This window comes from Mycolicibacter heraklionensis (assembly GCF_001021505.1).
Classification (GTDB): Bacteria; Actinomycetota; Actinomycetes; order Mycobacteriales; family Mycobacteriaceae; genus Mycobacterium; species Mycobacterium heraklionense.
In genome coordinates this window covers 1-24,045 of sequence record NZ_LDPO01000013.1, presented here as the reverse complement: position 1 = coordinate 24,045, position 24,045 = coordinate 1, and the positions used below count along the sequence as shown (strand labels likewise).

The window sequence follows — 24,045 nt, the reverse complement described above, 5'->3', positions numbered from 1 at the left end:
GCGGTCGGAGGTGGCGGGCGCGCCGACGGTCGGGTGAGGCCATCGCCCTGCCGGTGGTCGGGCTGACAGTCTAGCGGCCCAGTCTGAGCGATTCGGCCCGCATTCGGCCCGGACTACCCAAAAACATGGCCTGACCTGGTGCCCCCGGCAGGATTCGAACCTGCGGCCTTCTGCTCCGGAGGCAGACGCTCTATCCCCTGAGCTACGGGGGCGCTCGCGTGATGCGGCGCCATGTGGGCTTTGACAGACTAGCGCATCAAAGCCCGGACCCGAGAACCGGACGGATTCGGGGCCTGACCACGTAAGACCATAGGATGGGGCCTCGTGACCCCCGCCGATCTGGCCGAATTGCTCAAGACCACCGCCACCGCGGTGCTGGCCGAGCACGACCTGGACACCGCCGCCATACCCGCGACGGTGACCGTCGAGCGGCCGCGCAACCCCGAACACGGTGATTACGCCACCAACCTGGCCCTGCAGCTGGGCAAGAAGGTGGGCGCCAACCCGCGTGAGCTGGCCGGATGGCTGGCCGAGGCGCTGGCGCAGGCCGACGGGATCGCCGCCGCCGAGATCGCCGGGCCGGGCTTTGTGAACCTGCGCATCGAGGCCTCCGCGCAGGGGGCGGTCGTCGCCAACATCATCGGCGCGGGCACCGACTACGGCCACACCGACACCCTCGGCGCGCTCAACGTCAACCTGGAATTCGTCTCGGCCAACCCCACCGGCCCCATCCACATCGGTGGCACCCGCTGGGCCGCCGTCGGCGACGCACTCGGCCGGCTGCTAAGCACTCAGGGTGCCGCGGTCACCCGCGAGTACTACTTCAACGACCACGGCGCCCAGATCGACCGGTTCGCCAACTCGCTGATCGCCGCCGCCAAGGGCGAGCCGGCCCCCGAGGACGGCTACGCCGGCGCCTACATCACCGACATCGCGGCCCAAATCCAGGCCAAGGCCCCCGACGCCCTGAACAGCCCCGACGCGCAGGAGACGTTCCGCGCGATCGGCGTCGACCTGATGTTCACCCACATCAAAAAGTCGCTGCACGAGTTCGGCACCGACTTCGACGTCTTTACCCACGAAGACTCGATGCACACCTCCGGCCGGGTCGAGCAGGCCATCGAACGGCTGCGCGCCAACGGCAACATCTACGAAAAAGACGGCGCCACCTGGCTGCGCACCAGCGCCTACGGCGACGACAAGGACCGCGTCGTCATCAAGAGCGACGGCAAGCCCGCCTACATCGCCGGCGACCTGGCCTACTACCTGGACAAGCGCGAGCGCGGCTTCAACCTGTGCATCTACATGCTCGGCGCCGACCACCACGGCTACATCGCCCGGCTCAAGGCCGCCGCGGCGGCCTTCGGTGACGACCCCGCAACCGTCGAGGTGCTGATCGGCCAGATGGTCAACCTGGTGCGCGACGGCCAGCCGGTCAAGATGAGCAAGCGTGCCGGCACCGTCATCACCCTCGACGACCTGGTCGAAGCCATCGGCGTGGACGCCTCCCGCTACAGCCTGATCCGCTCTTCGGTGGACACCCCGATCGACATCGACCTGGCGTTGTGGTCTTCGGCGAGCAACGAAAACCCGGTCTACTACGTGCAATACGCGCACGCCCGGCTCTCCGCGCTGGCCCGCAACGCCGCCGAACTGGGCCTGGCCCCCGACACCGCCAACCTCGGGCTGCTCAGCCACGACAAGGAAGGCGCCCTGATCCGCAACCTGGGCGAGTTCCCCCGGGTGCTGGAAACTGCTGCCGCACTGCGGGAACCGCACCGGGTCTGCCGCTACCTGGAAGACCTCGCCGGGGACTACCACCGGTTTTACGACAGCTGCCGGGTGCTGCCCCAAGGCGATGAAGAGCCGGGCGACCTGCACGCCGCGCGGCTGGCGCTGTGTCAGGCCACCCGCCGGGTGATCGCCAACGGGCTGAGCATCCTCGGCGTGAGCGCACCGGAGCGGATGTGAACGTTCACCCCGCGGGCCCCCGCCACGCCGAAGAGATCCAGCACGACGGACTTCCGCCGCGCCCCCAGACTCCGCAGCAGCTGCTGCAGCTGGCGCCGAACGTCTGGCCGCGCAACACCGTTCGCGATGCCGACGGCGTGACGCTGATCGCCGGGGTGAAGGTGACCGACCTGGCCGCCGAATACGGCACCCCGCTGTTCGTCATCGACGAGGACGACTTCCGGGGCCGCTGCCGCGAGATCGCCGCCGCGTTCGGCGGGGGCGACAACGTGCACTATGCCGCCAAAGCCTTCCTGTGCAGCGAGATCGCGCGTTGGATCGACCAAGAGGGCCTGTGCCTGGATGTCGCCACCGGAGGCGAGCTGGCTGTGGCCCTGCACGCCGGCTTCCCCGCTCAACGAATCACCTTGCACGGCAACAACAAATCAGTTGACGAGCTGGAAACGGCGGTCAACGCCGGCGTCGGCCACATCGTGCTCGACTCGCTGATTGAGATCGACCGCCTCGACGCCGTCGCGGCGGCCGCCGGTGTGGTGCAGGACGTGCTGGTGCGTGTCACCGTCGGTGTCGAGGCCCACACCCACGAGTTCATCTCAACGGCCCACGAAGACCAGAAGTTCGGGCTGTCGCTGGCCAGCGGTGCGGCGATGGACGCCATCCGGCGAGTGTTCGCCACCCAAAACCTGCGGCTGATCGGGCTGCACAGCCACATCGGCTCGCAGATCTTCGACGTCGCCGGCTTCGAGTTGGCCGCGCACCGCGTCATCGGGCTGCTGCGCGACGTGGTCGCCGAGTTCGGCGTCGACAAGACCGCGCAGCTCTCGGTCATCGACCTGGGTGGGGGACTGGGGATCTCGTATCAGCCGCAGGACGACCCGCCGCCGATGGCCGAGCTGGCCGGCAAGCTGGCCGCGATCGTGCGCGACGAGTCCGCGGCGGTGGGCCTGCCCACTCCGCAGCTGGTCGTGGAACCCGGTCGGGCCATCGCCGGGCCGGGCACCATCACGCTCTATGAGGTCGGCACCGTCAAGGATGTCGCCGTCAGCGCCACCGGACATCGCCGCTACGTCAGCGTCGACGGCGGCATGAGCGACAACATCCGTCCGGCGCTGTACGACGCGCATTACGACGTGCGCCTGGTGTCGCGCACCCTGGACGGGTCAGAAGCCCTGCCGGAGCTGGCGCGCATCGTCGGCAAGCACTGCGAGAGCGGCGACATCATCGTCCGCGACACCTGGGTGCCCGAAGGCATGGTTCCCGGCGACCTGATCGCCGTGGCCGCCACCGGCGCCTACTGTTACTCGATGTCGAGCCGGTACAACCTGCTCACCCGCCCGGCGGTGGTGGCGGTACGTGACGGGAAAGCCCGTCTTATGCTGCGCCGGGAGACCGTCGAAGACCTGATCAGCCTGGAGGTGGGGTAGAAGTGTCCGGTTCGCAGGTGTCCGGGGCCCCGGTAGGGGTGGCAGTTCTCGGCTTGGGCAACGTCGGCAGCGAAGTCGTCCGCATCCTCGAGGCCAGCGCTGATGATCTGGCCGCCCGTATCGGTGCGCCCCTGGTGCTGCGCGGGGTCGGGGTGCGCCGGGTGGCGGCCGACCGCGGCGTGCCGGTGGAGTTGCTGACCGACGACATCGACAGTCTGGTGTCGCGCAGCGACGTCGACATCGTCGTGGAACTGATGGGCCCGGTCGAGCCGGCCCGCAAGGCGATCCTGTCGGCGATCGCGCACGGCAAATCCGTCGTCACCGCCAACAAGGCCCTGCTGTCACGGTCCACCGGGGAGCTGGCCGAGGCCGCCGAGAACGCGCGGGTGGACCTGTATTTCGAGGCCAGCGTCGCCGGCGCCATCCCGGTCATCCGGCCGCTGACCCAGTCGCTGGCCGGCGACACCGTGTTGCGGGTGGCGGGCATCGTCAACGGCACCACCAACTACATCCTGTCCGAGATGGACTCCACCGGCGCCGACTACACCGCCGCGCTGGCCGACGCCAGTGCGCTGGGCTACGCAGAGGCCGATCCGACCGCCGACGTGGATGGCTACGACGCCGCCGCCAAGGCCGCGATCCTGGCGTCGATCGCCTTCCACACCCGGGTCACCGCCGACGACGTGTACCGGGAGGGCATCACCAGCATCAGCCCGGCCGACTTCACCACGGCACGGGCGTTGGGCTGCACCATCAAGCTGCTGGCGATCTGCGAGCGCATCACCACAAGTGATGGGCAACAGCGGGTTTCGGCCCGGGTGTACCCGGCGCTGGTGCCGCTGAGCCATCCGCTGGCCACCGTCAACGGGGCCTTCAACGCGGTGGTGGTCGAGGCCGAGGCGGCCGGCCGGCTGATGTTCTACGGTCAGGGCGCCGGCGGTGCGCCGACCGCATCGGCGGTCACCGGCGATCTGGTGATGGCCGCCCGCAACCGGGTGCAGGGCGGCCGCGGGCCGCGCGAGTCCAAGTACGCCCAGCTGGCCATCGCACCCATCGGCGACGTGCAGACCCGCTACTACGTGAGCATGGACGTCGCCGACAAGCCGGGTGTGCTGTCCACGGTGGCAGCCGAATTCGCCGCCCACGGGGTGAGCATCGCCGAGGTGCGCCAGGAGGGCGTGGCCGACAACGAGGGCCAACTGATCGGTGCTCGGATCGTGGTGGTCACCCACCGGGCTGCCGACGCAGCATTGTCGAAAACCGTTGCGGCGCTGGCTGACCTGGACGCCGTCCAGCGGATCGCCAGCGTGCTACGACTGGAAGGAACAGACCAGTGAGCTCCACCCGGACACCGATCCACCGCCCCTGGCCCGGTCTGATCGGTGCCTACCGCGATCGGCTTCCCATCGGCGACGACTGGACGGCCATCACCCTGCACGAGGGTGGCACCCCGCTGATCCACGCCAAGCGGATCTCCGAACAGACCGGCTGCACGGTGCACCTGAAGGTCGAGGGGCTCAACCCGACCGGCTCGTTCAAGGACCGCGGGATGACGATGGCGGTCACCGACGCGGTGGCCCGCGGCCAGCAGGCGGTGCTGTGCGCCTCGACCGGCAACACCTCGGCCTCGGCGGCGGCCTACGCCGCACGCGCCGGCATCACCTGCGCGGTGCTGATCCCGCAGGGCAAGATCGCGATGGGCAAGCTCGCGCAGGCAGTCATGCACGGCGCCAAGATCATTCAGATCGACGGCAACTTCGACGACTGCCTGGAACTGGCCCGCAAGATGGCCACCGACTTCCCGACCATCTCGCTGGTGAACTCGGTGAACCCGGTGCGCATCGAAGGTCAGAAGACCGCTGCGTTCGAGATCGTCGACGCACTGGGCACCGCGCCCGACATCCACTCGCTGCCGGTCGGTAACGCCGGCAACATCACCGCGTACTGGAAGGGCTACCGCGAGTACTACGCCGACGGCCTGACCGAGAAGCTGCCGAAGATGCTGGGCACCCAGGCCGCGGGGGCGGCTCCGCTGGTGCTGGGCGAGCCGGTCAAAAACCCGGAGACCATCGCCACCGCCATCCGCATCGGTTCGCCGGCGTCCTGGACGCAGGCCGTCGAAGCGCAGGTGGACTCCGGTGGGCGGTTCCTGGCCGCCACCGACGACGAGATCCTGGCCGCCTACCACCTGGTGGCGCAGTCCGAGGGCGTGTTCGTCGAGCCGGCCTCGGCGGCCAGCATCGCCGGCCTGCTCAAGTCGGTGGAGGACGGCTGGGTGCCGCGCGGTTCGACGGTGGTGTGCACCGTGACCGGCAACGGTCTCAAGGACCCGGACACCGCGCTCAAGGACATGCCCGAGGTGACCGCGGTTCCCGTCGACGCGGCCACCGTGGTCGCCGAATTGGGGCTGGCCTAGTGGTTCAGTTGTTGCCGACCGGGTTGACGGCCAGCGTCGCGGTAGCGGCGTCGAGCGCCAACCTGGGCCCCGGCTTCGACAGCCTGGGTCTGGCGCTGGGCCTCTACGACGAGGTGATCGTCGAGACGGTCGAGTCCGGTCTGGTGGTGCAGGTCGAGGGGGAAGGCGCCGGTCAGGTGCCGCTGACTTCCGATCACCTTGTGGTGCAAGGCATCCTGCGCGGCATGCGCGAAGCCGGCGTCCAGGCCCCCGGAATGGTGGTGCGCTGCCGCAATGCGATTCCGCATCAGCGCGGCCTGGGCTCGTCGGCGGCCGCGGTGGTCGGTGGGCTGGCCGTGGTCAACGGCCTTGTCGCACAACTTGATCGGCCCGGCCTGTCCGAAGCCCAGCTGATCCAGCTGGCCTCGGAGTTCGAGGGCCACCCCGACAACGCCTCCGCCGCCGTCCTGGGCGGGGCAGTGGTGTCCTGGACCGCGAGCAAGGCCGACGGCAGTGCCGACTACTCAGCAGCGCCGCTGCGACTGCACCCCGACATCCATCTGTTCCCGGCGATCCCGCAGCTGCGCTCGTCGACCGCCGAGACCCGCGCGCTGCTGCCCGAACAGGTCAGCCACCGCGATGCCCGGTTCAACGTCAGCCGGGCCGCGCTGCTGGTGGTGGCACTCACCGAGCGGCCCGGCCTGCTGCTGGCGGCCACCGAGGACGTGCTGCACCAGCCGCAGCGCGGCGCCGCGCAGCCGGAGTCGGCGGCATTCCTGCGATTGCTGCGTCGGCACGGCATCGCGGCCGTGCTTTCCGGTGCCGGACCTGCGGTGATCGCGCTGACGACAGCGGCCCAACTGCCCGCTGAGGTGCTCGAGTCCCCGGAGGCGCGAGTGTTCAACGTCACGGAGATGCCGGTCGGCGACGCGGTCAAGTGGAACTCCGGGGTGGCGGTGCCGGGTTGAGGCGCGCCGCGCGGTATCTGTTGCGTCGAGCAAAGAAGCGGGCTATCCTCGGTCCCGTCCCGCATTCGCGGCATCAGCACCTGAATCAGACTGCGATGTCAACCGGGATGCCACCAAATTCTTCCCGTAGCTGACGGTTTGTGTTACGACGCCGTCGATACGGGCTACACCGTTACACAGTCGACGGTGACACGCACTCGGCGAGTCCGCTGAATGTAACCAAACCCCTCGCGTGAGAAAACCGACGAGGGAAGAAAGGAAATCCGTGACCGAAACGGACCTCTTCACGGCTGAAGGCAGCACCGACCAGGAATCGCTGTCGACCCCCCCGAGCACTCCCGAGACCAGCCAGGACGTCGCCGCCGGCGGCAGTGACGCCGCGCCGTCCGCTCCGGAGACCGCGTCGGAGCCGGCCACCACCGAGTCCGCTCCCGCTCCCGCTTCGGCGCCCGAAGCTTCGGCGCCCGAAAACGGTGCTGCCCCCTCCGACGGCTCGCTGTCGGCGATGGTGCTGCCCGAACTGCGGGCACTGGCCAACCGCGTCGGTGTCAAGGGCTCCTCCGGGATGCGCAAGAGCGAACTGATCGCCGCGATCCGCGAGGTCGGCGGCAACGGCGGGGACGCTTCCGACGCCCAGCCCAGCGCCGAACAGCCCGCCAACGGCGCGGCCAACGGTGCCGAGCCCGCCCCGGCCAACGAGGCGGACGCCCCCGCGGCGCCGCCCCGCCGCGAACGCCGTGGCTCCAACCGTGCGACCGGCGCACCCGCCGCCAACGACGGAGAGCCCGAGAATCCCGCCGAGCAGGACAAGCCCGCCGAGGCCGACGCCCAGGGTGAGTCGCGCAAGCAGGGCCGGAACGAGGACAAGGCTGACAAGGCCGAGCAGTCCGGTGCGCGGCGTGAGCGTGAGGGCGCCAAGGGCGAGTCCAAAACCGACTCCAAAACCGACGACGCCGCGCAGTCCAAGAACGATGACCAGGGCGGCGACCAGTCCAACCGCGGCGGTGGCGACGACGACGAAGGACGCGGTGGCCGGCGCGGCCGGCGCTTCCGGGACCGGCGTCGCCGTGGTGAACGCGGCAACGAAGGCGGCGGTCCCGGCGGCGACGCCGAGCTGCGCGAAGACGACGTCGTCCAGCCGGTCGCCGGCATTCTCGACGTGCTCGACAACTACGCGTTCGTGCGCACGTCCGGTTACCTGGCCGGACCCAACGACGTCTACGTCTCGATGAACATGGTCCGCAAGAACGGGCTGCGCCGCGGCGACGCGGTGACCGGCGCGGTGCGGGTGCCCCGCGACGGCGACCAGCCCAACCAGCGGCAGAAGTTCAACCCGCTGGTGCGGCTGGACTCGGTCAACGGCGGCCCCGTCGAGGCCGCCCGCAACCGGCCCGAGTTCTCCAAGCTGACCCCGCTGTACCCGAACCAGCGGCTGCGGCTGGAGACCTCGGGCGACAAGCTGACCACCCGCGTCATCGACCTGATCATGCCGATCGGCAAGGGGCAGCGCGCCCTGATCGTGTCGCCGCCCAAGGCCGGTAAGACCACGATCATGCAGGACATCGCGAACGCGATCACCCGCAACAACCCGGAGTGCCACCTGATGGTGGTGCTGGTCGACGAGCGTCCCGAAGAAGTCACCGACATGCAGCGCTCGGTCAAGGGTGAGGTCATCGCCTCGACCTTCGACCGGCCGCCGTCAGACCACACCCAGGCCGCCGAGCTGGCCATCGAGCGGGCCAAGCGCCTGGTCGAGCAGGGCAAGGACGTCGTCGTGCTGCTGGACTCCATCACCCGGCTGGGTCGTGCCTACAACAACGCCTCCCCGGCGTCGGGCCGCATCCTGTCCGGTGGTGTGGACTCCACCGCGCTTTACCCGCCCAAGCGGTTCCTGGGCGCGGCCCGCAACATCGAGGACGGCGGCTCGCTGACCATCATCGCCACCGCGATGGTCGAGACCGGCTCCACCGGTGACACGGTGATCTTCGAGGAGTTCAAGGGCACCGGTAACGCCGAGCTCAAACTGGACCGCAAGATCGCCGAGCGCCGGGTGTTCCCGGCCGTCGACGTCAACCCGTCCGGCACCCGCAAGGACGAGCTGCTGCTCTCGCCGGACGAGTTCGCGATCGTGCACAAGCTGCGCCGGCTGCTGTCCGGGCTGGACTCGCACCAGGCCATCGACCTGTTGATGAGTCAGCTGCGCAAGACCAAGAACAACTACGAGTTCCTGGTGCAGGTGTCCAAGACCACGCCGGGAATGGACAACGACTGATCGAACCCGCGGAATAGCGGGGGAGCCTCCCGGCGTTTTGGGAGCCGACAGCGTAGCTGGCATAATCGAACACCTCAGGTTCCGGTTCACGTCTGCCACATGGCAGGCGACCCGGCGGCCGACGATTGAAGAGGACATCATGAAATCTGGCATTCACCCTGCCTACGGCGAGACCACCGTGGTCTGCGGTTGTGGCAACAGCTTCACCACCCGCAGCACCAAGGAGAGCGGCCACATCGTGGTCGAGGTCTGCTCGCAGTGCCACCCGTTCTACACCGGCAAGCAGAAGATCCTCGACAGCGGCGGCCGGGTCGCGCGCTTCGAGAAGCGCTACGGCAAGCGCAACGCAGGTGCCGCAGCAGCTGCAGCCGACGACAAGTAGCTCCCTCACCGACGCCCGGAACGTGCCAGCACGTCATCCGGGCGTCGGCTTGCGTTCGGGGATGGAGGTGAGATGACTCAAAGTGTGCAGGGGATCGACGCCCTGCTGGCCGAGCACGCCGCCCTGGAAACGCAGCTGTCCGATCCCGAACTGCACAACGACCCGGCTGAGGCGCGTCGGGCCGGTCGGCGCTTCGCCCAGCTGGCGCCCATCATCGCCACCCACCGCAAGCTCGAATCGGCCCGCGGGGACCTCGAAGCCGCCCGGGAACTGGCCGCCGACGACGCGTCGTTCGCCGCCGAGATCCCGGAGCTGGAGGCGCGTGTCGCCGAACTGGACACCGCGCTCACCGACATGCTGGCGCCCCGCGACCCGCACGACGCCGACGACATCGTGCTCGAGGTCAAATCCGGCGAAGGTGGCGAGGAATCGGCGTTGTTCGCCGCCGACTTGGCCCGGATGTACATCCGCTACGCGGAACGCCAGGGCTGGAAGGTGACGGTTCTCGACGAGACCACCTCCGACCTCGGCGGCTACAAGGACGCCACCCTGACCATCGCGAGCAAGGGTGACAGCGCCGACGGCGTGTGGTCGAAGATGAAGTTCGAAGGCGGCGTGCACCGCGTGCAGCGGGTGCCGGTGACCGAGTCGCAGGGCCGCGTCCACACCTCGGCAGCCGGCGTGCTGGTCTACCCCGAGCCCGAAGAGGTCGCCGAGGTGGCCATCGATGAGTCGGACCTGCGCATCGACGTCTACCGGTCCTCCGGCAAGGGCGGGCAGGGCGTCAACACCACCGACTCCGCGGTGCGTATCACCCACCTGCCGACCGGGATCGTGGTGACCTGCCAGAACGAGCGGTCTCAGCTGCAGAACAAGGCCCGCGCCCTACAGGTTTTGGCGGCCCGGCTGCAGGCACTGGCCGAGGAGCAGGCCCAGGCGGATGCCTCGGCCGACCGGGCCAGCCAGATCCGCACCGTGGACCGCAGTGAGCGCATCCGCACCTACAACTTCCCGGAAAACCGGATCACCGATCACCGCATCGGCTACAAGGCGCACAACCTCGACCAGGTCCTCGACGGGGATCTCGACGCGATGTTCGACGCGCTGGCAGCCGCCGATAAGGAAACCCGGTTGCAGGGGACGGCGTGAGCCGAATACGGGACGCGATCGACTCTGCTGCAGCGCTTTTCGCTGATGCCGGGATTGACTCCGCCCGCTACGACGCTGAGGAGCTCGCCGCCCATGCGGCCGGCACCGATCGGGGCCGGCTGGCGCTGCTGGATCCCCCCGACGACGAATTCTTCGGGCGCTACCGGGGATTGGTCGCCGCACGCAGCTCCCGAGTCCCGCTGCAGCACCTGATCGGCACCGCGGCGTTCGGCCCGGTGCTGTTGCAGGTCGGCCCGGGGGTGTTCATCCCGCGACCGGAAACCGAAGCCATGCTCGACTGGGTGCTGAAACAGCCTGTGGCCCAACCGCTCGGCTCGCATCCGGTGATCGTGGACGCCTGCACCGGCTCCGGTGCGCTGGCGATCGCGTTGGCCCGGAGTTTTCCCGGCGCCCGGGTGCTCGCGGTCGAAGACTCCGAGCCGGCATTGGACTACGCGCGGCGCAACTGCGCGGGTACGCCGGTGGAGCTGATCCACGCCGACGTGACCACGCCCGGGCTGCTGTCGGAGCTCGACGGACGCGTCGACCTGATGGTCAGCAACCCGCCCTACATCCCCGAAGGTGCCGATCTAGATCCTGAAGTGGCTCAGCATGATCCGGAACATGCGCTGTTCGGCGGCCCCGACGGAATGTCGGTGATCACCCCGCTGGCCGATCTTGCCGCGCGGCTGCTGCGCCCCGGCGGCCTGTTCGCCGTTGAGCATGACGACACCACGCCGACGGCCACGGTCCAAACCGTGTGCAGCACTGGATTTTTCGACGAGGTAGTGTCCCGGCCCGACCTGACTAGGCGGCTCCGGTTTGTGACGGCGATCAGAAACGGCCAACCATGACAGAGGTTTTCGACTGCGCCGACGCCGACCGGCGTACGGCCGGAATCGCGGCGGCGATCGACGCCGTGCGTGGCGGTCGCCTGGTGGTGCTGCCCACCGACACGGTCTACGGGATCGGTGCCGACGCCTTCAACAGTGCCGGGGTGACCGCACTGCTGGCGGCCAAACGACGCGGCCGCGACATGCCGGTGGGCGTGCTGGTCGGGTCGTGGAACTCCATCGACGGGCTGGCCCTGATCGTGCCCGACACCGCCCGCGAACTGATCCGCGCGTTCTGGCCGGGCGCGCTCAGCCTGATCGTCACCCAGGCCCCGTCGCTGCAGTGGGACCTCGGCGAAGCCCGCGGCACGGTGATGGTGCGCATGCCGCTGCATCCGGTAGCCCTGGAGGTCCTCAAGGCGGTGGGCCCGATGGCGGTGTCCAGCGCCAACGTCTCCGGTGGGCCGCCCGCGGTCGAGGCCGCCGAAGCGCAGGGCCAGCTGGGGGAGTCGGTCGAGGTCTACCTCGACGCGGGCCCAGCCGAACAGGGCGCGGCCTCGACGATCGTGGATCTCACCGGCCCCGCGCCGCGGATCGTCCGGACCGGACCGGTCTCCGCCGAACAGATCGGCGCCGTGCTGGGGCTGGATCCGGACTCGCTGACGGAGACTCCGTGACCAGCCTGCTGGCCCTGGCCGACCGTGGCGCCGGCGTGCCGCTGCGTGAGCTGGCGCTGGTCGGACTGACCGCCGCGATTATCACCTACTTCACCACCGGACCGGTCCGCTGGCTCGCCACCCGGATCGGCGCGGTTGCCTATCCGCGCGAACGCGACGTCCATGTGCAGCCGACACCGCGGATGGGCGGGCTGGCGATGTACGTCGGCATCGTCGCCGGGATCTTCCTCGCTTCGCAGCTGCCCGCGCTGACCCGCGGCTTCGTCTATTCCACCGGCATGCCGGCGGTGGTGCTGGCCGGCGGAGTCATCATGGGAATCGGTCTGCTCGACGACAAGTGGGGCCTGGACGCCCTGACCAAGTTCGCCGGCCAGATCACCGCGGCCAGCGTGCTGGTCACCATGGGCGTGGCCTGGAGTGTGCTCTACATCCCGATCGGCGGCGTCGGCACCGTGGTGCTCGATCAGGTGTCGTCGATCCTGCTGACGCTGGCGCTGACGGTCTCGATCGTCAACGCGATGAACTTCGTCGACGGCCTCGACGGGTTGGCGGCCGGCCTGGGATTGATCACCGCGCTGGCGATCTGCATGTTCTCCGTCGGCGTGCTGCAGGACCACGGCGGCGATGTGCTGTTCTATCCGCCCGCGTTGATCTCGGTGGTGTTGGCCGGGGCCTGTTTGGGGTTCCTGCCGCACAACTTCAGCCCCGCGAAGATCTTCATGGGCGACTCCGGCTCGATGCTAATCGGGCTGATGCTGGCCGCGGCGTCCACCACCGCGGCCGGGCCGATCTCGCAAACCGCCTACGGCGCGCGCGACGTCTTTGCGCTGCTGTCGCCGTTCCTGCTGGTGGCGGCCGTGATGTGCGTGCCGGCGCTGGATGTGCTGCTGGCGATCATCCGTCGTACGCGGGCTGGGCTCAGTCCCTTCAGTCCGGACAAGATGCACCTGCACCATCGGTTGCTGCAGATCGGTCATTCCGATCGCCGGGTGGTGTTGCTGATCTACTTGTGGACGGCGATCGTCGCGTTCGGGGCGGCCGGCACCATCTTCTTCGATCCGCGTTACACCGGGGCGGTGATGTTGGGTGCGATGCTCATCGCGATTGTCGTTACGCTCATCCCGTTGCTACGCCGGGGCGAGGCCCCGGACGCCGACCCCTACGACACGCGGTAGTAGGACCGTCTAGGATGGTGTTGTAGGTGGTTCCGCAGCGCGTTCGGGCATCCGATACGCTCGGCGGGCGACTTCACGATAGTGACGCAGGGCAGATTCAGATTGGGGTGAGGCGGTGACGACACCAGCGCAGGATGCGCCGTTGGTGTTGCCGTCGGTGGTGTTCCAGCCGATTCGGCTGCTGCTGATCTGTCTCGCCTTGACCGGTGCCGCGATCGCTGCGGCCGCCCAATTCGGCCGCCCGCTGTTCGGAGTGTTCTTCGGGCTGGGCCTGGCGCTCGGCTTGGGCAATGCACTGCTGATCCGCCGGTCGGCGCTGAAGATCACCGCCTCCGACCACCCGCTGAAGAAGAAGATGGCGCTGAACTCGGCGTCGCGTCTGCTGGTCATCAGCGTGATCGGCTTGGCGATCGCTTACCAGTTCCGGCCAGAGGGCCTCGGTGCGCTGTTCGGACTGGCCTTGTTCGAGGTGGTGCTGGTGCTGACCACCATGCTGCCAGTGGTAAAAAAGCTCCGCGCGCAAGCGTCAGAGTCCGGCGCTGAAGGGACGGAAAATGACTGAGTCGATCCTGGCCGAGGGTGGCATCGAGGTCGGCCACCACGAGACCGCGGTATGGCCGCTGGTCGGTGAGGTCAACATCGACACCATCACTTCCACCGCGATCGCAGCGGTGATCGTGATCGCCCTGGCGCTCTTCCTGCGTGCCAAGGTCACGTCGACCGGGGTTCCCGGCGGGGTGCAGCTGTTCTTCGAGGCGATCACCATTCAGATGCGCAACCAGATCGAGGGTGCCATCGGGATGAAGATCGCCCCCTTCGTGTTGCCGCTGGCGGTGACCATCTTCATCTTCATCCTGGTCTGTAACTGGCTGTCGGTGCTGCCGGTGCAGTACGCCGACGAGCACGGCGTCCATGAGTTGCTTTCCTCCGCCGCGGCCGACATCAACTTCGTGCTGGCGCTGGCCCTGTTCGTGTTCTGCGGCTACCACCTGGCCGGCTTCTGGCGCCGCGGATTCATCGGCCACCCGCTGCGGGTGCTCAAGGGCCACGTCGCGATCCTGGCGCCGATCAACCTGGTCGAAGAGATCGCCAAGCCGGTCTCGCTGTCTCTGCGTCTGTTCGGCAACATCTTTGCCGGCGGCATCCTGGTCAGCCTGATCGCGCTGCTCGGGCCCTACTTCATGGTCGCGCCGAACGCGATCTGGAAGACCTTCGACCTGTTCGTCGGCCTGATCCAGGCGTTCATCTTCGCGCTGCTGACCATCCTGTACTTCAGCCAGGCCATGGAGCTCGAAGAAGACCACCACTAGTAGTAACTGCAGGACCACATCAGACCTGGTAGAGCACTACCAGCTAGCAAGGAGGAATGAAATGGCAGATCCCAATCTGATCGGACTTGGTGCCCTCATCGGCGGCGGTCTCATCATGGGCGGCGGTGCCATCGGCGCCGGTATCGGTGACGGTATCGCCGGTAACGCGCTGATCGCCGGTATCGCCCGCCAGCCCGAAGCTCAGGGTCGCCTGTTCACCCCGTTCTTCATCACGGTTGGTCTGGTCGAGGCGGCCTACTTCATCAACCTGGCCTTCATGGCGTTGTTCGTCTTCGCCACCCCGATCGCCGCACAGCAGTAACGCACAAGATGGGTGACATGAGCGTTGCTGTCCTCGCCTTGAGCGAGGCGGCTGAGGAAGGCCCGAAGAAGAGCTTCCTCATTCCCGACGGCACCTTCTTCGTCGTGCTCGCGATCTTCCTGATCGTGCTCGGCGTGATCAGTACCTTCGTGGTGCCGCCGATCATGAAGGTGCTGCGGGAGCGCGAGAACATGGTCACCAAGACTCTCGCCGACAATCGGGAGTCCGCCGAGCAGTTCGCGGCCGCCGATGCCGACTACGAGAAGCAGATGGCGGCGGCGCGCCTCGAGGCCAGCACGGCACGCGACGAAGCTCGTGCCGAGGGCCGCAAGGTGATCGACGAGCAGCGGTCGGAGGCCGAGGCGGAGGTGGCCTCGACCTTGCAGGCCGCCTCCGACCAGCTCAAGCAAGAAGGCGATGCGGTGAGTGAGCAGCTGCAGGCCCGGGTGGAGACACTGTCAGCCACCCTGGCCAGCCGGATCCTCGGCGTTGACGTCGAGGCACTTTCCGCGGCGAGTACGGGGCGGTAGCAACAGAGATGTCGATATTTATCGGGCAGCTGGTCGGCTTTGCCATCATCGTGTGGCTGCTGGTCAAGTTCGTCGTGCCGCCGGTGCGCAAGCTGATGGCCGCCCAGCAGGAATCGGTGCGCAAGCAGCTGGAGGAGGCGGCGGCAGCCGCCGCTCGCCTGACCGAAGCCGGTCAGGCGCACTCCACGGCACTGGCCAACGCCACCGCCGAGGCGCAGCGGGTCACCGCGGAGGCCCACTCGGACGCCGAGCGGATCGCCGAGCAACTGCGCGGTCAGGCCGGTGTCGAAGCGGAGCGCGTGAAGACCGCCGGTGGACAGCAGGTCGGTCTGATGCGGGCGCAACTCATCCGTGAGCTGCGGTCGGGCTTGGGTGCCGAAGCCGTGGAGCGGGCGGCCGAACTGGTTCGCGCGCACGTCTCCGACCCGCAGCGGCAGTCCGCCACGGTGGACCGGTTCCTCGACGAGCTCGACGCCATGGCGCCGAAGTCTGTCGAGGTCGAGTCGCCGATCCTGGTCCGGATGCGTTCGGCCAGCCGCCAGGCGCTGGCCGGCCTGCTGGACAAGTTCGGCGAGGTGGCCGGCGGCCTGGACCAGCAGGGCTTGGCCGCGCTGGCCGATGACCTGACCGCGGTCGCCGAACTGCTCGAGCGCGAGAACGTGGTCACGCGGCACCTGACCGTGCCGACCGACGACGCCGCACCCAAGGTGCGTCTGGTGCAGCGGCTGTTCTCCGACAAGATCGGTGCCGCCGCGCTGACGTTGGTGACCGACGCCGCTTCGGCCCGGTGGTCCAACGGCGAGGACCTGGTGACCGCCGTCGAGCACGTCGCCCGGCAGGCGCTGCTGCTGTCGGCAGAGAGTGCCGGCACCGTCGATGAGGTGGAGGACCAGCTGTTCCGGTTCTCCCGCGTGCTGGACGCCCAGCCCCGGCTGGACATCCTGCTCGGCGACACCGCGACCCCGGCCGCCGGCCGGGTCGGGTTGCTGCGCAACCTCCTCAGCAGCGGCAGTGGTGCCAACCCGATCGCGGCGGCGCTGCTCGAGCAGACCGTGCGGCTGCTGCGTGGCCAGTCCGCACATCAGGCGATCACCGAGCTTGCTCAGATCGCAGTGGCACGTCGCGGCGAGCTGGTGGCGCAGGTCGGTGCGGCCGCTGAACTCAGCGACGCCCAGCGGACCCGGCTGAACACCGTGCTGGGCCGGATCTACAGCCACCCGGTCCGCGTGCAGGTCGGCGTCGACCCGGCACTGCTGGGCGGGCTGACGATCTCGGTCGGCGACGAGGTGATCGACGGCACGCTGTCGTCGCGTCTCGCGGCCGCCAAGACGCAATTGCCCGACTGATCAAGACCGACCCGGACTTACCTGGTCCAGGAGCCCACAACCCCAATTTCGAAGGCAGGAAGACGAAAAGCCATGGCAGAGTTGACAATCTCCTCTGACGACATTCAGGGGGCGATCGAGGAGTACGTGAGCTCCTTCAGCGCCGACACCGCGCGCGAGGAGGTCGGCACCGTCATCGACGCCGGCGACGGCATCGCACACGTCGAGGGCCTTCCTTCGGTGATGACCCAGGAACTCCTCGAGTTCCCCGGCGGGGTGCTGGGCGTGGCCCTGAACCTCGACGAGCACAACGTCGGTGCGGTCATCCTGGGCAACTTCGAGAACATCGAAGAGGGCCAGCAGGTCAAGCGCACCGGTGAGGTGCTCTCGGTGCCGGTCGGCGACGGCTTCCTGGGTCGCGTCGTCAACCCGCTGGGCCAGCCGATCGACGCTCGCGGCGACATCGAAGCCGAGACCCGCCGTCCGCTGGAGATGCAGGCTCCCTCGGTGGTGCAGCGTCAGAGCGTCAGCGAGCCGCTGCAGACCGGTGTCAAGGCCGTCGACGCCATGACCCCGATCGGTCGCGGCCAGCGTCAGCTCATCATCGGCGACCGCAAGACCGGTAAGACCGCGCTGTGTGTGGACACCATCCTCAACCAGCGCAAGAACTGGGAGACCGGTGACCCGAACCAGCAGGTTCGCTGCGTGTACGTCGCGATCGGCCAGAAGGGCACCACCATCGCCAGCGTGCGTCGCGCGCTGGAAGAGGGCGGCGCCATGGACTACACCACGATCGTTGCCGCGCCGGCGTCGGACTCCGCCGGCTTCAAGTGGCTGGCCCCCTACACCGGCTCGGCGATCGCCCAGCACTGGATGTACGCGGGCAAGCACGTGCTGATCGTGTTCGACGACCTGACCAAGCAGGCCGAGGCCTACCGCGCCATCTCGCTGCTGCTGCGCCGCCCGCCGGGCCGCGAGGCCTACCCGGGTGACGTGTTCTACCTGCACTCCCGTCTGCTGGAGCGTTGCGCGAAGCTCTCCGACGAGCTGGGTGGCGGTTCGCTGACCGGTCTGCCGATCATCGAGACCAAGGCCAACGACATCTCGGCCTACATCCCGACCAACGTCATCTCGATCACCGACGGCCAGTGCTTCCTGGAGAGCGACCTGTTCAACCAGGGTGTCCGGCCGGCCATCAACGTCGGTGTGTCGGTGTCCCGTGTCGGTGGCGCCGCCCAGATCAAGGCGATGAAGGAGGTGGCCGGCTCGCTGCGTCTGGACCTGTCGCAGTACCGCGAGCTGGAGGCCTTCGCCGCTTTCGCCTCCGACCTGGACGCTACGTCAAAGGCTCAGCTGGAGCGCGGTGCGCGCCTGGTGGAGCTGCTCAAGCAGCCCCAGTACGCGCCGCTTCCCGTCGAGGAGCAGGTGGTCTCGATCTTCCTGGGCACCGAAGGCCACCTGGACTCGGTGCCGGTCGAGGACGTGGGCCGCTTCGAGTCTGAGCTGTTGGACCACATCCGGGCCTCGGAGAACGACATCCTCACCGGGATCCGTGAGTCCAAGAAGCTCTCCGACGAGGCCAACGAGAAGCTGGTCGCGGTGATCAACCAGTTCAAGAAGGGCTTCGCCGCCTCCGACGGCAGCTCGGTGGTGCCGGACGAGCACGTCGAGGCGCTGGACGAGGACAAGCTCGGCAAGGAAGCGGTGCAGGTCCGCAAGCCCGCGCCGGCGAAGAAGAAGTAACTCCGCTATGGCAGCCACACTTCGCGAACTACGCGGGCGAATCCGCTCCGCCGGGTCGATCAAGAAGATCACCAAGGCCCAGGAGCTGATCGCCACCTCGCGTATCGGCCGGGCGCAGGCCCGGCTGGAAACGGCACGGCCGTACGCCGGCGAGATCACCCGGTTGCTCACCACGCTGGCCGCCGAGGCGGCCCTGGACCACCCGCTGCTGGTCGAGCGCAGCGAGCCCAGGCGGGCCGGTGTCTTGGTGGTGTCGTCCGACCGTGGTCTGTGTGGCGGCTACAACGCCAACGTCTTCCGGCGGGCAGAGGAACTGTTCTCGCTGCTGCGCTCGGAGGGCAAGGACCCGGTTCTCTACGTCGTCGGCCGCAAGGCGCTGGCCTACTACTCCTTCCGGAACTGGTCGGTGACCGACTCCTGGACCGGATTCTCCGAGCAGCCGACGTACGAGAACGCCGCCACGATCGCCTCGACCCTGGTTGAGGCATTCCTGGCCGGCGTCGACGACGACGGCGACCACCCGGGCACCGACGGGGTCCTGGGCGTCGACGAGTTGCACATCGTGTCCACCGACTTCCGGTCGATGCTGTCGCAGTCGGCGGAGGCGCGCCGGATTGCCCCGATGCTGGTGGAGTACGTGGGCGAAGAGACCGGACCGAAGACGCTGTACTCCTTCGAGCCGGATGCCACCACGCTGTTCGACTCGTTGCTGCCGCGGTACCTGACCACCCGCGTCTACCAGGCACTGCTCGACTCGGCGGCCTCGGAGCTGGCTTCACGCCAGCGCGCGATGAAGTCGGCGACCGACAACGCCGACGACTTGATCAAAGCGTTGACCCTTGAGGCCAACCGCGAGCGCCAGGCCCAGATCACCCAGGAAATCAGCGAAATCGTCGGTGGTGCGAATGCCCTCGCCGACGCCGCCCGGTAAGTCCCCAAGGAAGCGAAGAAGATAATGACTGTTACCGCTGACAAGACAACCGCCGGCCGCGTGGTGCGCGTGACCGGCCCCGTCGTCGACGTCGAGTTCCCCCGGGGCGCGGTGCCCGAGCTGTTCAACGCTCTGCACGCCGAGATCACCTTCTCGGAGCTGGCCAAGACGCTGACCCTCGAGGTCGCCCAGCACCTGGGTGACAACCTGGTCCGCACCATCTCGATGCAGCCCACCGACGGCCTGGTGCGTGGCACCGAGGTCACCGACACCGGCGCAGCGATCTCGGTGCCGGTCGGTCACGAGGTCAAGGGCCACGTGTTCAACGCGCTGGGCCAGTGCCTGGACAAGCCGGGCTACGGCAAAGACTTCGAGCACTGGGGCATCCACCGCAAGCCCCCGGCCTTCAACGAGCTGGAACCGCGCACCGAGATGCTCGAGACCGGCCTGAAGGTCGTCGACCTGCTCACCCCGTACGTGCGTGGCGGCAAGATCGCCCTGTTCGGCGGTGCCGGCGTGGGCAAGACGGTGCTCATCCAGGAGATGATCAACCGTATCGCCCGCAACTTCGGTGGTACCTCGGTGTTCGCCGGCGTGGGCGAGCGCACCCGTGAGGGCAACGACCTGTGGGTCGAGCTCGAGGACGCCAACGTGCTCAAGGACACCGCCCTGGTGTTCGGTCAGATGGACGAGCCGCCGGGCACTCGTATGCGGGTGGCACTGTCGGCGCTGACCATGGCCGAGTGGTTCCGTGACGAGGCCGGCCAGGACGTGCTGCTGTTCATCGACAACATCTTCCGGTTCACCCAGGCCGGCTCCGAGGTCTCGACCCTGCTGGGTCGGATGCCCTCGGCCGTGGGTTACCAGCCCACGCTGGCCGACGAGATGGGTGAGCTGCAGGAGCGGATCACCTCGACCCGTGGTCGGTCCATCACCTCGATGCAGGCCGTGTACGTGCCCGCCGACGACTACACCGACCCGGCGCCGGCGACCACGTTCGCGCACCTGGACGCCACCACCGAGCTCAGCCGTGCGGTGTTCTCCAAGGGCATCTTCCCGGCGGTGGACCCGCTGGCCTCCAGCTCGACCATTCTGGACCCGGCCATCGTCGGCGAAGAGCACTACCGTGTCGCTCAGGAGGTCATCCGGGTTCTGCAGCGGTACAAGGACCTGCAGGACATCATCGCCATCCTCGGTATCGACGAGCTGTCCGAAGAGGACAAGCAGCTGGTCGGCCGGGCGCGGCGCATCGAGCGGTTCCTGAGCCAGAACATGATGGCTGCCGAGCAGTTCACCGGCCAGCCCGGCTCAACGGTGCCGCTGAAGGAGACCATCGAGGCCTTCGACCGGCTCACCAAGGGCGACTTCGACCACCTGCCCGAGCAGGCGTTCTTCCTGATCGGTGGCCTCGACGACCTGGCCAAGAAGGCCGAGAGCCTGGGCGCCAAGCTGTGACCCGGAATCTTTTGGCGGTGAAAGGTGGTGGGTAATGGCAGAGCTTGACGTCGACATCGTCGCGGTCGATCGCAAGGTGTGGTCGGGCAAGGCCACGTTCATCTTCACCCGGACCACCGTCGGTGAGATCGGCATCCTGCCGGGACACATCCCGCTGGTTGCCGAGCTCGTCGATGACGCCATGGTGCGGGTGGACCGGGTCGACGAGGACGAGCTGCGGATCGCCGTGCACGGCGGCTTCCTGTCGGTGACCGAAGAGGGTGTCAGCATCCTGGCCGAGGCTGTCGACTTCACCTCAGAGATCGACGAGGCGTCCGCACGGCACGAGGCCCAGTCCACCGACCCCAAGATGGCTGCACGGGGACGGGCCAGGCTGCGCGCCCTGGGTGTGATCGACTAAAGGCGTGAACCGATGAGCACGCCCATGATCTTTATGGTCGTGCTCGTCGCCGTTCTCCTCAGCGCTGTTGTGGCGCTCAGCTACCGGCTGTGGAAGCTGCGTCAAGGCGGTACGGCGGCGATCATGCGAGACCTTCCGGCCGTTGGCGGCCATGGCTGGCGGCATGGCGTGGTCCGCTATCGCGGCGGGGAAGCCGCCTTCTACCGTCTGTCCAGTGTGCGGTTGTGGCCGGACCGTCGCCTGTCCCGACGTGGCGTGGACGTGGTGGGCCGCCGCGCGCCCCGGGGCGACGAATTCGACATCATGACCGACGAGATCGTGGTGCTGGAACTATGCGACGCCACCCAGGACCGTCGGGCCGGCTTCGAGATAGCGCTGGACCGCGGCGCGCGGACCGCCTTCCTGTCATGGCTGGAGGCACGCCCGTCGCCACGGGCCCGGCGCCAGAGCTACTGAACAAGCCGAGGTCGTTGGAGCCGTTGGCGCGGACTAACTTTCGGGACGGTCGGTGCGCTCCCCGCCGGGCTTCCAGAGCACGTCACCGCCGGCATTGGCCACTCGGCACAACACGAACATCAAGTCCGACAACCGATTCAGATACTTCGCCGGCAGGACCGACACCCCGTCCGGATAGGCGTCCAGTGCTGCCCAGGCGGAACGCTCGGCACGGCGCACCGCCGTTCGGGCAACATGCAGCAGCGCCGAGAGGGGTGAACCACCCGGCAGGATGAACGAGTTGAGCGGGGGCAGCTGCTCGTTGTATTCGTCACACCACGCCTCCACCCGGTCGACGTAGTCGGCGGTGATTCGCAGCGGCGGGTACTTCGGATTCTCGGCGACCGGTGTGGCCAGATCCGCGCCCGCGTCGAACAGGTCGTTCTGGATGCGGAGCAGTGTCGTGTTCACCGGGTCGTTGGGTTTGCCGAGCGCTATCGCGACGCCGATCGCCGCGTTGGCCTCCTCGACATCGGCGTAGGCGACCAGCCTCGGGTCGGTCTTGGGGACTCGGGAGAAGTCGCTCAACCCGGTCGTTCCGTCGTCGCCGGTACGGGTGTAAACGCGAGTGATGTGCACTGCCATAGCCCAAACCGTACCGGGGGAGGGAATCGGCGCAATCCCCACTTCGGTTGGAGCCCGGATTGGTCAGGATCGGGCTCGTGTCGTCACTACACTGACGCGAGTGGGAGAGCGTTTCGTGGTTACCGGGGGTAACCGACTGTCCGGTGAGGTCGCCGTCGGCGGCGCTAAGAACAGCGTCCTGAAGCTGATGGCGGCAGCCCTGTTGGCGGAGGGCACCAGCACCATCACCAACTGCCCGGACATTCTGGACGTGCCGCTGATGGCCGAGGTGCTGCGCGGGCTGGGCGCCAACGTCGAACTTGACGGCACCACGGTGCGCATCACCTCGCCGGACGAACCCAAGTACGACGCGGACTTCGCCGCGGTGCGCCAGTTCCGGGCTTCGGTCTGTGTGCTTGGGCCCCTGGTGGGCCGCTGCCTGAAGGCGAAAGTCGCACTTCCGGGCGGCGACGCGATCGGGTCGCGCCCGCTCGACATGCATCAGGCCGGCCTGCGCCAGCTGGGCGCCACCTGCAATATCGAGCACGGTTGCGTGGTCGCGCACGCCGAGAAGCTGCGCGGTGCCGAGATCCAGTTGGAGTTTCCGTCGGTCGGTGCCACCGAGAACATCTTGATGGCCGCGGTCCTGGCCGAGGGCGTCACGACCATCCACAATGCGGCGCGCGAGCCCGATGTCGTTGACCTCTGCACGATGCTCAACCAGATGGGCGCGCAGATCGAAGGTGCGGGCTCACCGACGCTGAAGATCACCGGGGTGCCGCGTCTGCACCCCACCGAACACGAGGTGATCGGCGACCGGATCGTCGCCGCGACCTGGGCGATTGCCGCGGTGATGACCCGCGGCGATATCTCAGTCACCGGAGTGGACCCGGCGCACCTGCAGCTCGTCCTGCACAAGCTGCACGACGCGGGGGCGACCGTCACCCAGTCCGATAACGGCTTCCGGGTCGTGCAGTACGAGCGGCCCAAGGCCGTCAACGTCGCGACCCTGCCGTTTCCGGGATTCCCCACTGACCTGCAGCCGATGGCGATCGGCCTCGCGGCGATCGCCGAGGGCACGTCGATGATCACCGAGAACGTGTTCGAAGCCAGGTTCCGGTTCGTCGAGGAGATGATCCGACTGGGCGCCGACGCCCGCACCGACGGCCACCACGCGGTGGTGCGTGGTCTGCCGCAGCTCTCGAGCGCTCCGGTGTGGGCCTCCGACATCCGCGCCGGAGCCGGTCTGGTCCTTGCGGGCCTGGTCGCAGACGGCGAGACCGAGGTCCACGACGTCTACCACATCGATCGCGGCTACCCGTTGTTCGTGGAATATCTAGGCGATTTGGGCGCTGAGATCGAACGTGTAATATAGGTCGAGCCGGCGGGCCGCGGGAGCGGAACGACCAGCAGTCTGGAAGTCCTTCCGGAAGCCCCGAAAAACTCGGAGTTGACTCAACTCTGACTACGGAGTATAGTAGCGGGGTTGCCTGAAGCCGGGCGTGTTGTTTGAGAACTCAATAGTGTGTTTGGTGGTTTTTGTTTGTTGTTGTTTTTGCCATGCCTCTGGCGCCCCGTGTTGGGGGTGTGGTGTTGTTTTTTGTCGGTTTTTCGGAACTGATGTTTTGGGATTGTTTCCAAATTGGTTTTTGTTTGGAGAGTTTGATCCTGGCTCAGGACGAACGCTGGCGGCGTGCTTAACACATGCAAGTCGAACGGAAAGG

23 protein-coding genes, 1 tRNA gene and 1 rRNA gene are annotated in these 24,045 nt (G+C 67.8%); 23 read left to right on the top strand and 2 right to left on the bottom strand.

The annotated features are described in order from the left end of the window. Positions 1-136: 136 nt before the first annotated feature. Positions 137-212: transfer RNA gene (locus ABW16_RS15310), tRNA-Arg, on the bottom strand. A gap of 112 nt (positions 213-324) precedes the next feature. Here ABW16_RS15310 and argS point away from each other — a divergent pair. The 21 genes from argS to ABW16_RS15205 all read left to right on the top strand — a co-directional run bounded on the left by argS (position 325) and on the right by ABW16_RS15205 (position 21,718). Next, positions 325-1,971: an arginine--tRNA ligase gene (gene argS / locus ABW16_RS15305; protein ID WP_047320051.1), complete on the top strand. Its 1,647-nt coding sequence runs from the start codon at positions 325-327 to the stop codon at positions 1,969-1,971. Further along, positions 1,968-3,395, top strand: a complete 1,428-nt coding sequence (gene lysA, locus ABW16_RS15300; RefSeq protein ID WP_047320050.1) for a diaminopimelate decarboxylase — start codon at positions 1,968-1,970, stop codon at positions 3,393-3,395. The genes argS and lysA overlap by 4 nt, the downstream gene beginning before the upstream one ends. A gap of 17 nt (positions 3,396-3,412) precedes the next feature. Continuing rightward, positions 3,413-4,732 (top strand): homoserine dehydrogenase, encoded by a 1,320-nt coding sequence (locus ABW16_RS15295; RefSeq protein ID WP_047320140.1) that lies wholly within the window; start codon positions 3,413-3,415, stop codon positions 4,730-4,732. Further along, complete coding sequence (thrC, locus tag ABW16_RS15290; protein WP_047320049.1) at positions 4,729-5,811, top strand: threonine synthase; 1,083 nt, start codon at positions 4,729-4,731, stop codon at positions 5,809-5,811. The genes ABW16_RS15295 and thrC overlap by 4 nt, the downstream gene beginning before the upstream one ends. Continuing rightward, entirely contained in the window at positions 5,811-6,758 is a 948-nt protein-coding gene (gene thrB, locus ABW16_RS15285; protein ID WP_047320048.1) for a homoserine kinase, read from the top strand. Before thrC ends, thrB begins: the two co-directional genes overlap by 1 nt. 265 nt (positions 6,759-7,023) lie before the next feature. Further along, entirely contained in the window at positions 7,024-9,030 is a 2,007-nt protein-coding gene (rho, locus tag ABW16_RS15280; protein ID WP_047320047.1) for a transcription termination factor Rho, read from the top strand. A gap of 139 nt (positions 9,031-9,169) precedes the next feature. Continuing rightward, on the top strand, positions 9,170-9,412 hold the full coding sequence (rpmE, locus tag ABW16_RS15275; RefSeq protein WP_047320046.1) for a 50S ribosomal protein L31: 243 nt from the start codon (positions 9,170-9,172) through the stop codon (positions 9,410-9,412). Positions 9,413-9,484: 72 nt separating this feature from the next. Next, entirely contained in the window at positions 9,485-10,561 is a 1,077-nt protein-coding gene (gene prfA, locus ABW16_RS15270; protein ID WP_047320045.1) for a peptide chain release factor 1, read from the top strand. Continuing rightward, complete coding sequence (prmC, locus tag ABW16_RS15265; protein ID WP_047320044.1) at positions 10,558-11,415, top strand: peptide chain release factor N(5)-glutamine methyltransferase; 858 nt, start codon at positions 10,558-10,560, stop codon at positions 11,413-11,415. The genes prfA and prmC overlap by 4 nt, the downstream gene beginning before the upstream one ends. Next, complete coding sequence (locus ABW16_RS15260; protein ID WP_047320043.1) at positions 11,412-12,071, top strand: L-threonylcarbamoyladenylate synthase; 660 nt, start codon at positions 11,412-11,414, stop codon at positions 12,069-12,071. Before prmC ends, ABW16_RS15260 begins: the two co-directional genes overlap by 4 nt. After that, on the top strand, positions 12,068-13,246 hold the full coding sequence (locus ABW16_RS15255; protein ID WP_047320042.1) for a glycosyltransferase family 4 protein: 1,179 nt from the start codon (positions 12,068-12,070) through the stop codon (positions 13,244-13,246). The genes ABW16_RS15260 and ABW16_RS15255 overlap by 4 nt, the downstream gene beginning before the upstream one ends. Before the next feature lie 115 nt (positions 13,247-13,361). Beyond that, positions 13,362-13,808, top strand: coding sequence for a hypothetical protein (locus tag ABW16_RS15250; RefSeq protein ID WP_047320041.1), 447 nt, complete (start codon positions 13,362-13,364; stop codon positions 13,806-13,808). Further along, positions 13,801-14,556, top strand: coding sequence for a F0F1 ATP synthase subunit A (gene atpB, locus ABW16_RS15245; protein ID WP_047320040.1), 756 nt, complete (start codon positions 13,801-13,803; stop codon positions 14,554-14,556). The genes ABW16_RS15250 and atpB overlap by 8 nt, the downstream gene beginning before the upstream one ends. Before the next feature lie 61 nt (positions 14,557-14,617). Next, the gene (locus ABW16_RS15240) at positions 14,618-14,878 is read left to right on the top strand and encodes a F0F1 ATP synthase subunit C (RefSeq protein ID WP_019735417.1); all 261 of its coding nucleotides are present in this window, start codon (positions 14,618-14,620) and stop codon (positions 14,876-14,878) included. Positions 14,879-14,886: 8 nt separating this feature from the next. After that, positions 14,887-15,408, top strand: a complete 522-nt coding sequence (locus tag ABW16_RS15235; RefSeq protein ID WP_047320039.1) for a F0F1 ATP synthase subunit B — start codon at positions 14,887-14,889, stop codon at positions 15,406-15,408. Positions 15,409-15,416: 8 nt separating this feature from the next. Next, positions 15,417-16,754 carry a F0F1 ATP synthase subunit B/delta gene (locus ABW16_RS15230; protein WP_047320038.1) on the top strand — a complete coding sequence of 446 codons (1,338 nt, stop codon included), beginning with the start codon at positions 15,417-15,419 and terminating at the stop codon, positions 16,752-16,754. Positions 16,755-16,826: 72 nt separating this feature from the next. Then, positions 16,827-18,476 carry a F0F1 ATP synthase subunit alpha gene (atpA, locus tag ABW16_RS15225; RefSeq protein ID WP_047320037.1) on the top strand — a complete coding sequence of 550 codons (1,650 nt, stop codon included), beginning with the start codon at positions 16,827-16,829 and terminating at the stop codon, positions 18,474-18,476. A gap of 7 nt (positions 18,477-18,483) precedes the next feature. Beyond that, the gene (locus ABW16_RS15220) at positions 18,484-19,407 is read left to right on the top strand and encodes a F0F1 ATP synthase subunit gamma (RefSeq protein ID WP_047320036.1); all 924 of its coding nucleotides are present in this window, start codon (positions 18,484-18,486) and stop codon (positions 19,405-19,407) included. Between the two features lie 24 nt (positions 19,408-19,431). Then, positions 19,432-20,862: a F0F1 ATP synthase subunit beta gene (gene atpD / locus ABW16_RS15215; RefSeq protein ID WP_047320035.1), complete on the top strand. Its 1,431-nt coding sequence runs from the start codon at positions 19,432-19,434 to the stop codon at positions 20,860-20,862. A gap of 34 nt (positions 20,863-20,896) precedes the next feature. After that, the gene (locus ABW16_RS15210) at positions 20,897-21,262 is read left to right on the top strand and encodes a F0F1 ATP synthase subunit epsilon (RefSeq protein WP_047320034.1); all 366 of its coding nucleotides are present in this window, start codon (positions 20,897-20,899) and stop codon (positions 21,260-21,262) included. A 12-nt stretch (positions 21,263-21,274) separates the two neighbouring features. Further along, the gene (locus ABW16_RS15205; protein ID WP_047320033.1) at positions 21,275-21,718 is read left to right on the top strand and encodes a DUF2550 domain-containing protein; all 444 of its coding nucleotides are present in this window, start codon (positions 21,275-21,277) and stop codon (positions 21,716-21,718) included. 33 nt (positions 21,719-21,751) lie between these two features. On the opposite strand, the gene ABW16_RS15200 is transcribed toward ABW16_RS15205, so the two are convergent. Then, complete coding sequence (locus ABW16_RS15200) at positions 21,752-22,342, bottom strand: cob(I)yrinic acid a,c-diamide adenosyltransferase (RefSeq protein ID WP_047320032.1); 591 nt, start codon at positions 22,340-22,342, stop codon at positions 21,752-21,754. 100 nt (positions 22,343-22,442) lie between these two features. Between ABW16_RS15200 and murA the strand changes: the two genes are divergently transcribed. Further along, complete coding sequence (gene murA, locus ABW16_RS15195) at positions 22,443-23,696, top strand: UDP-N-acetylglucosamine 1-carboxyvinyltransferase (RefSeq protein ID WP_047320031.1); 1,254 nt, start codon at positions 22,443-22,445, stop codon at positions 23,694-23,696. Between the two features lie 275 nt (positions 23,697-23,971). After that, a 16S ribosomal RNA gene (locus ABW16_RS15190) occupies positions 23,972-24,045 on the top strand; the annotation flags it as partial.

Bases quoted from the DNA above. Each gene is read 5' to 3' on its own strand.
- prfA (WP_047320045.1), top strand. From the start codon at position 9,485: ATGACTCAAAGTGTGCAGGGGATCGACGCCCTGCTGGCCGAGCACGCC.
- ABW16_RS15200 (WP_047320032.1), bottom strand. From the start codon at position 22,342: ATGGCAGTGCACATCACTCGCGTTTACACCCGTACCGGCGACGACGGA.
- ABW16_RS15235 (WP_047320039.1), top strand. From the start codon at position 14,887: ATGGGTGACATGAGCGTTGCTGTCCTCGCCTTGAGCGAGGCGGCTGAG.
- atpB (WP_047320040.1), top strand. From the start codon at position 13,801: ATGACTGAGTCGATCCTGGCCGAGGGTGGCATCGAGGTCGGCCACCAC.
- ABW16_RS15220 (WP_047320036.1), top strand. From the start codon at position 18,484: ATGGCAGCCACACTTCGCGAACTACGCGGGCGAATCCGCTCCGCCGGG.
- atpD (WP_047320035.1), top strand. From the start codon at position 19,432: ATGACTGTTACCGCTGACAAGACAACCGCCGGCCGCGTGGTGCGCGTG.
- ABW16_RS15205 (WP_047320033.1), top strand. From the start codon at position 21,275: ATGAGCACGCCCATGATCTTTATGGTCGTGCTCGTCGCCGTTCTCCTC.
- ABW16_RS15260 (WP_047320043.1), top strand. From the start codon at position 11,412: ATGACAGAGGTTTTCGACTGCGCCGACGCCGACCGGCGTACGGCCGGA.
- ABW16_RS15210 (WP_047320034.1), top strand. From the start codon at position 20,897: ATGGCAGAGCTTGACGTCGACATCGTCGCGGTCGATCGCAAGGTGTGG.
- ABW16_RS15240 (WP_019735417.1), top strand. From the start codon at position 14,618: ATGGCAGATCCCAATCTGATCGGACTTGGTGCCCTCATCGGCGGCGGT.
- rpmE (WP_047320046.1), top strand. From the start codon at position 9,170: ATGAAATCTGGCATTCACCCTGCCTACGGCGAGACCACCGTGGTCTGC.
- atpA (WP_047320037.1), top strand. From the start codon at position 16,827: ATGGCAGAGTTGACAATCTCCTCTGACGACATTCAGGGGGCGATCGAG.
- ABW16_RS15230 (WP_047320038.1), top strand. From the start codon at position 15,417: ATGTCGATATTTATCGGGCAGCTGGTCGGCTTTGCCATCATCGTGTGG.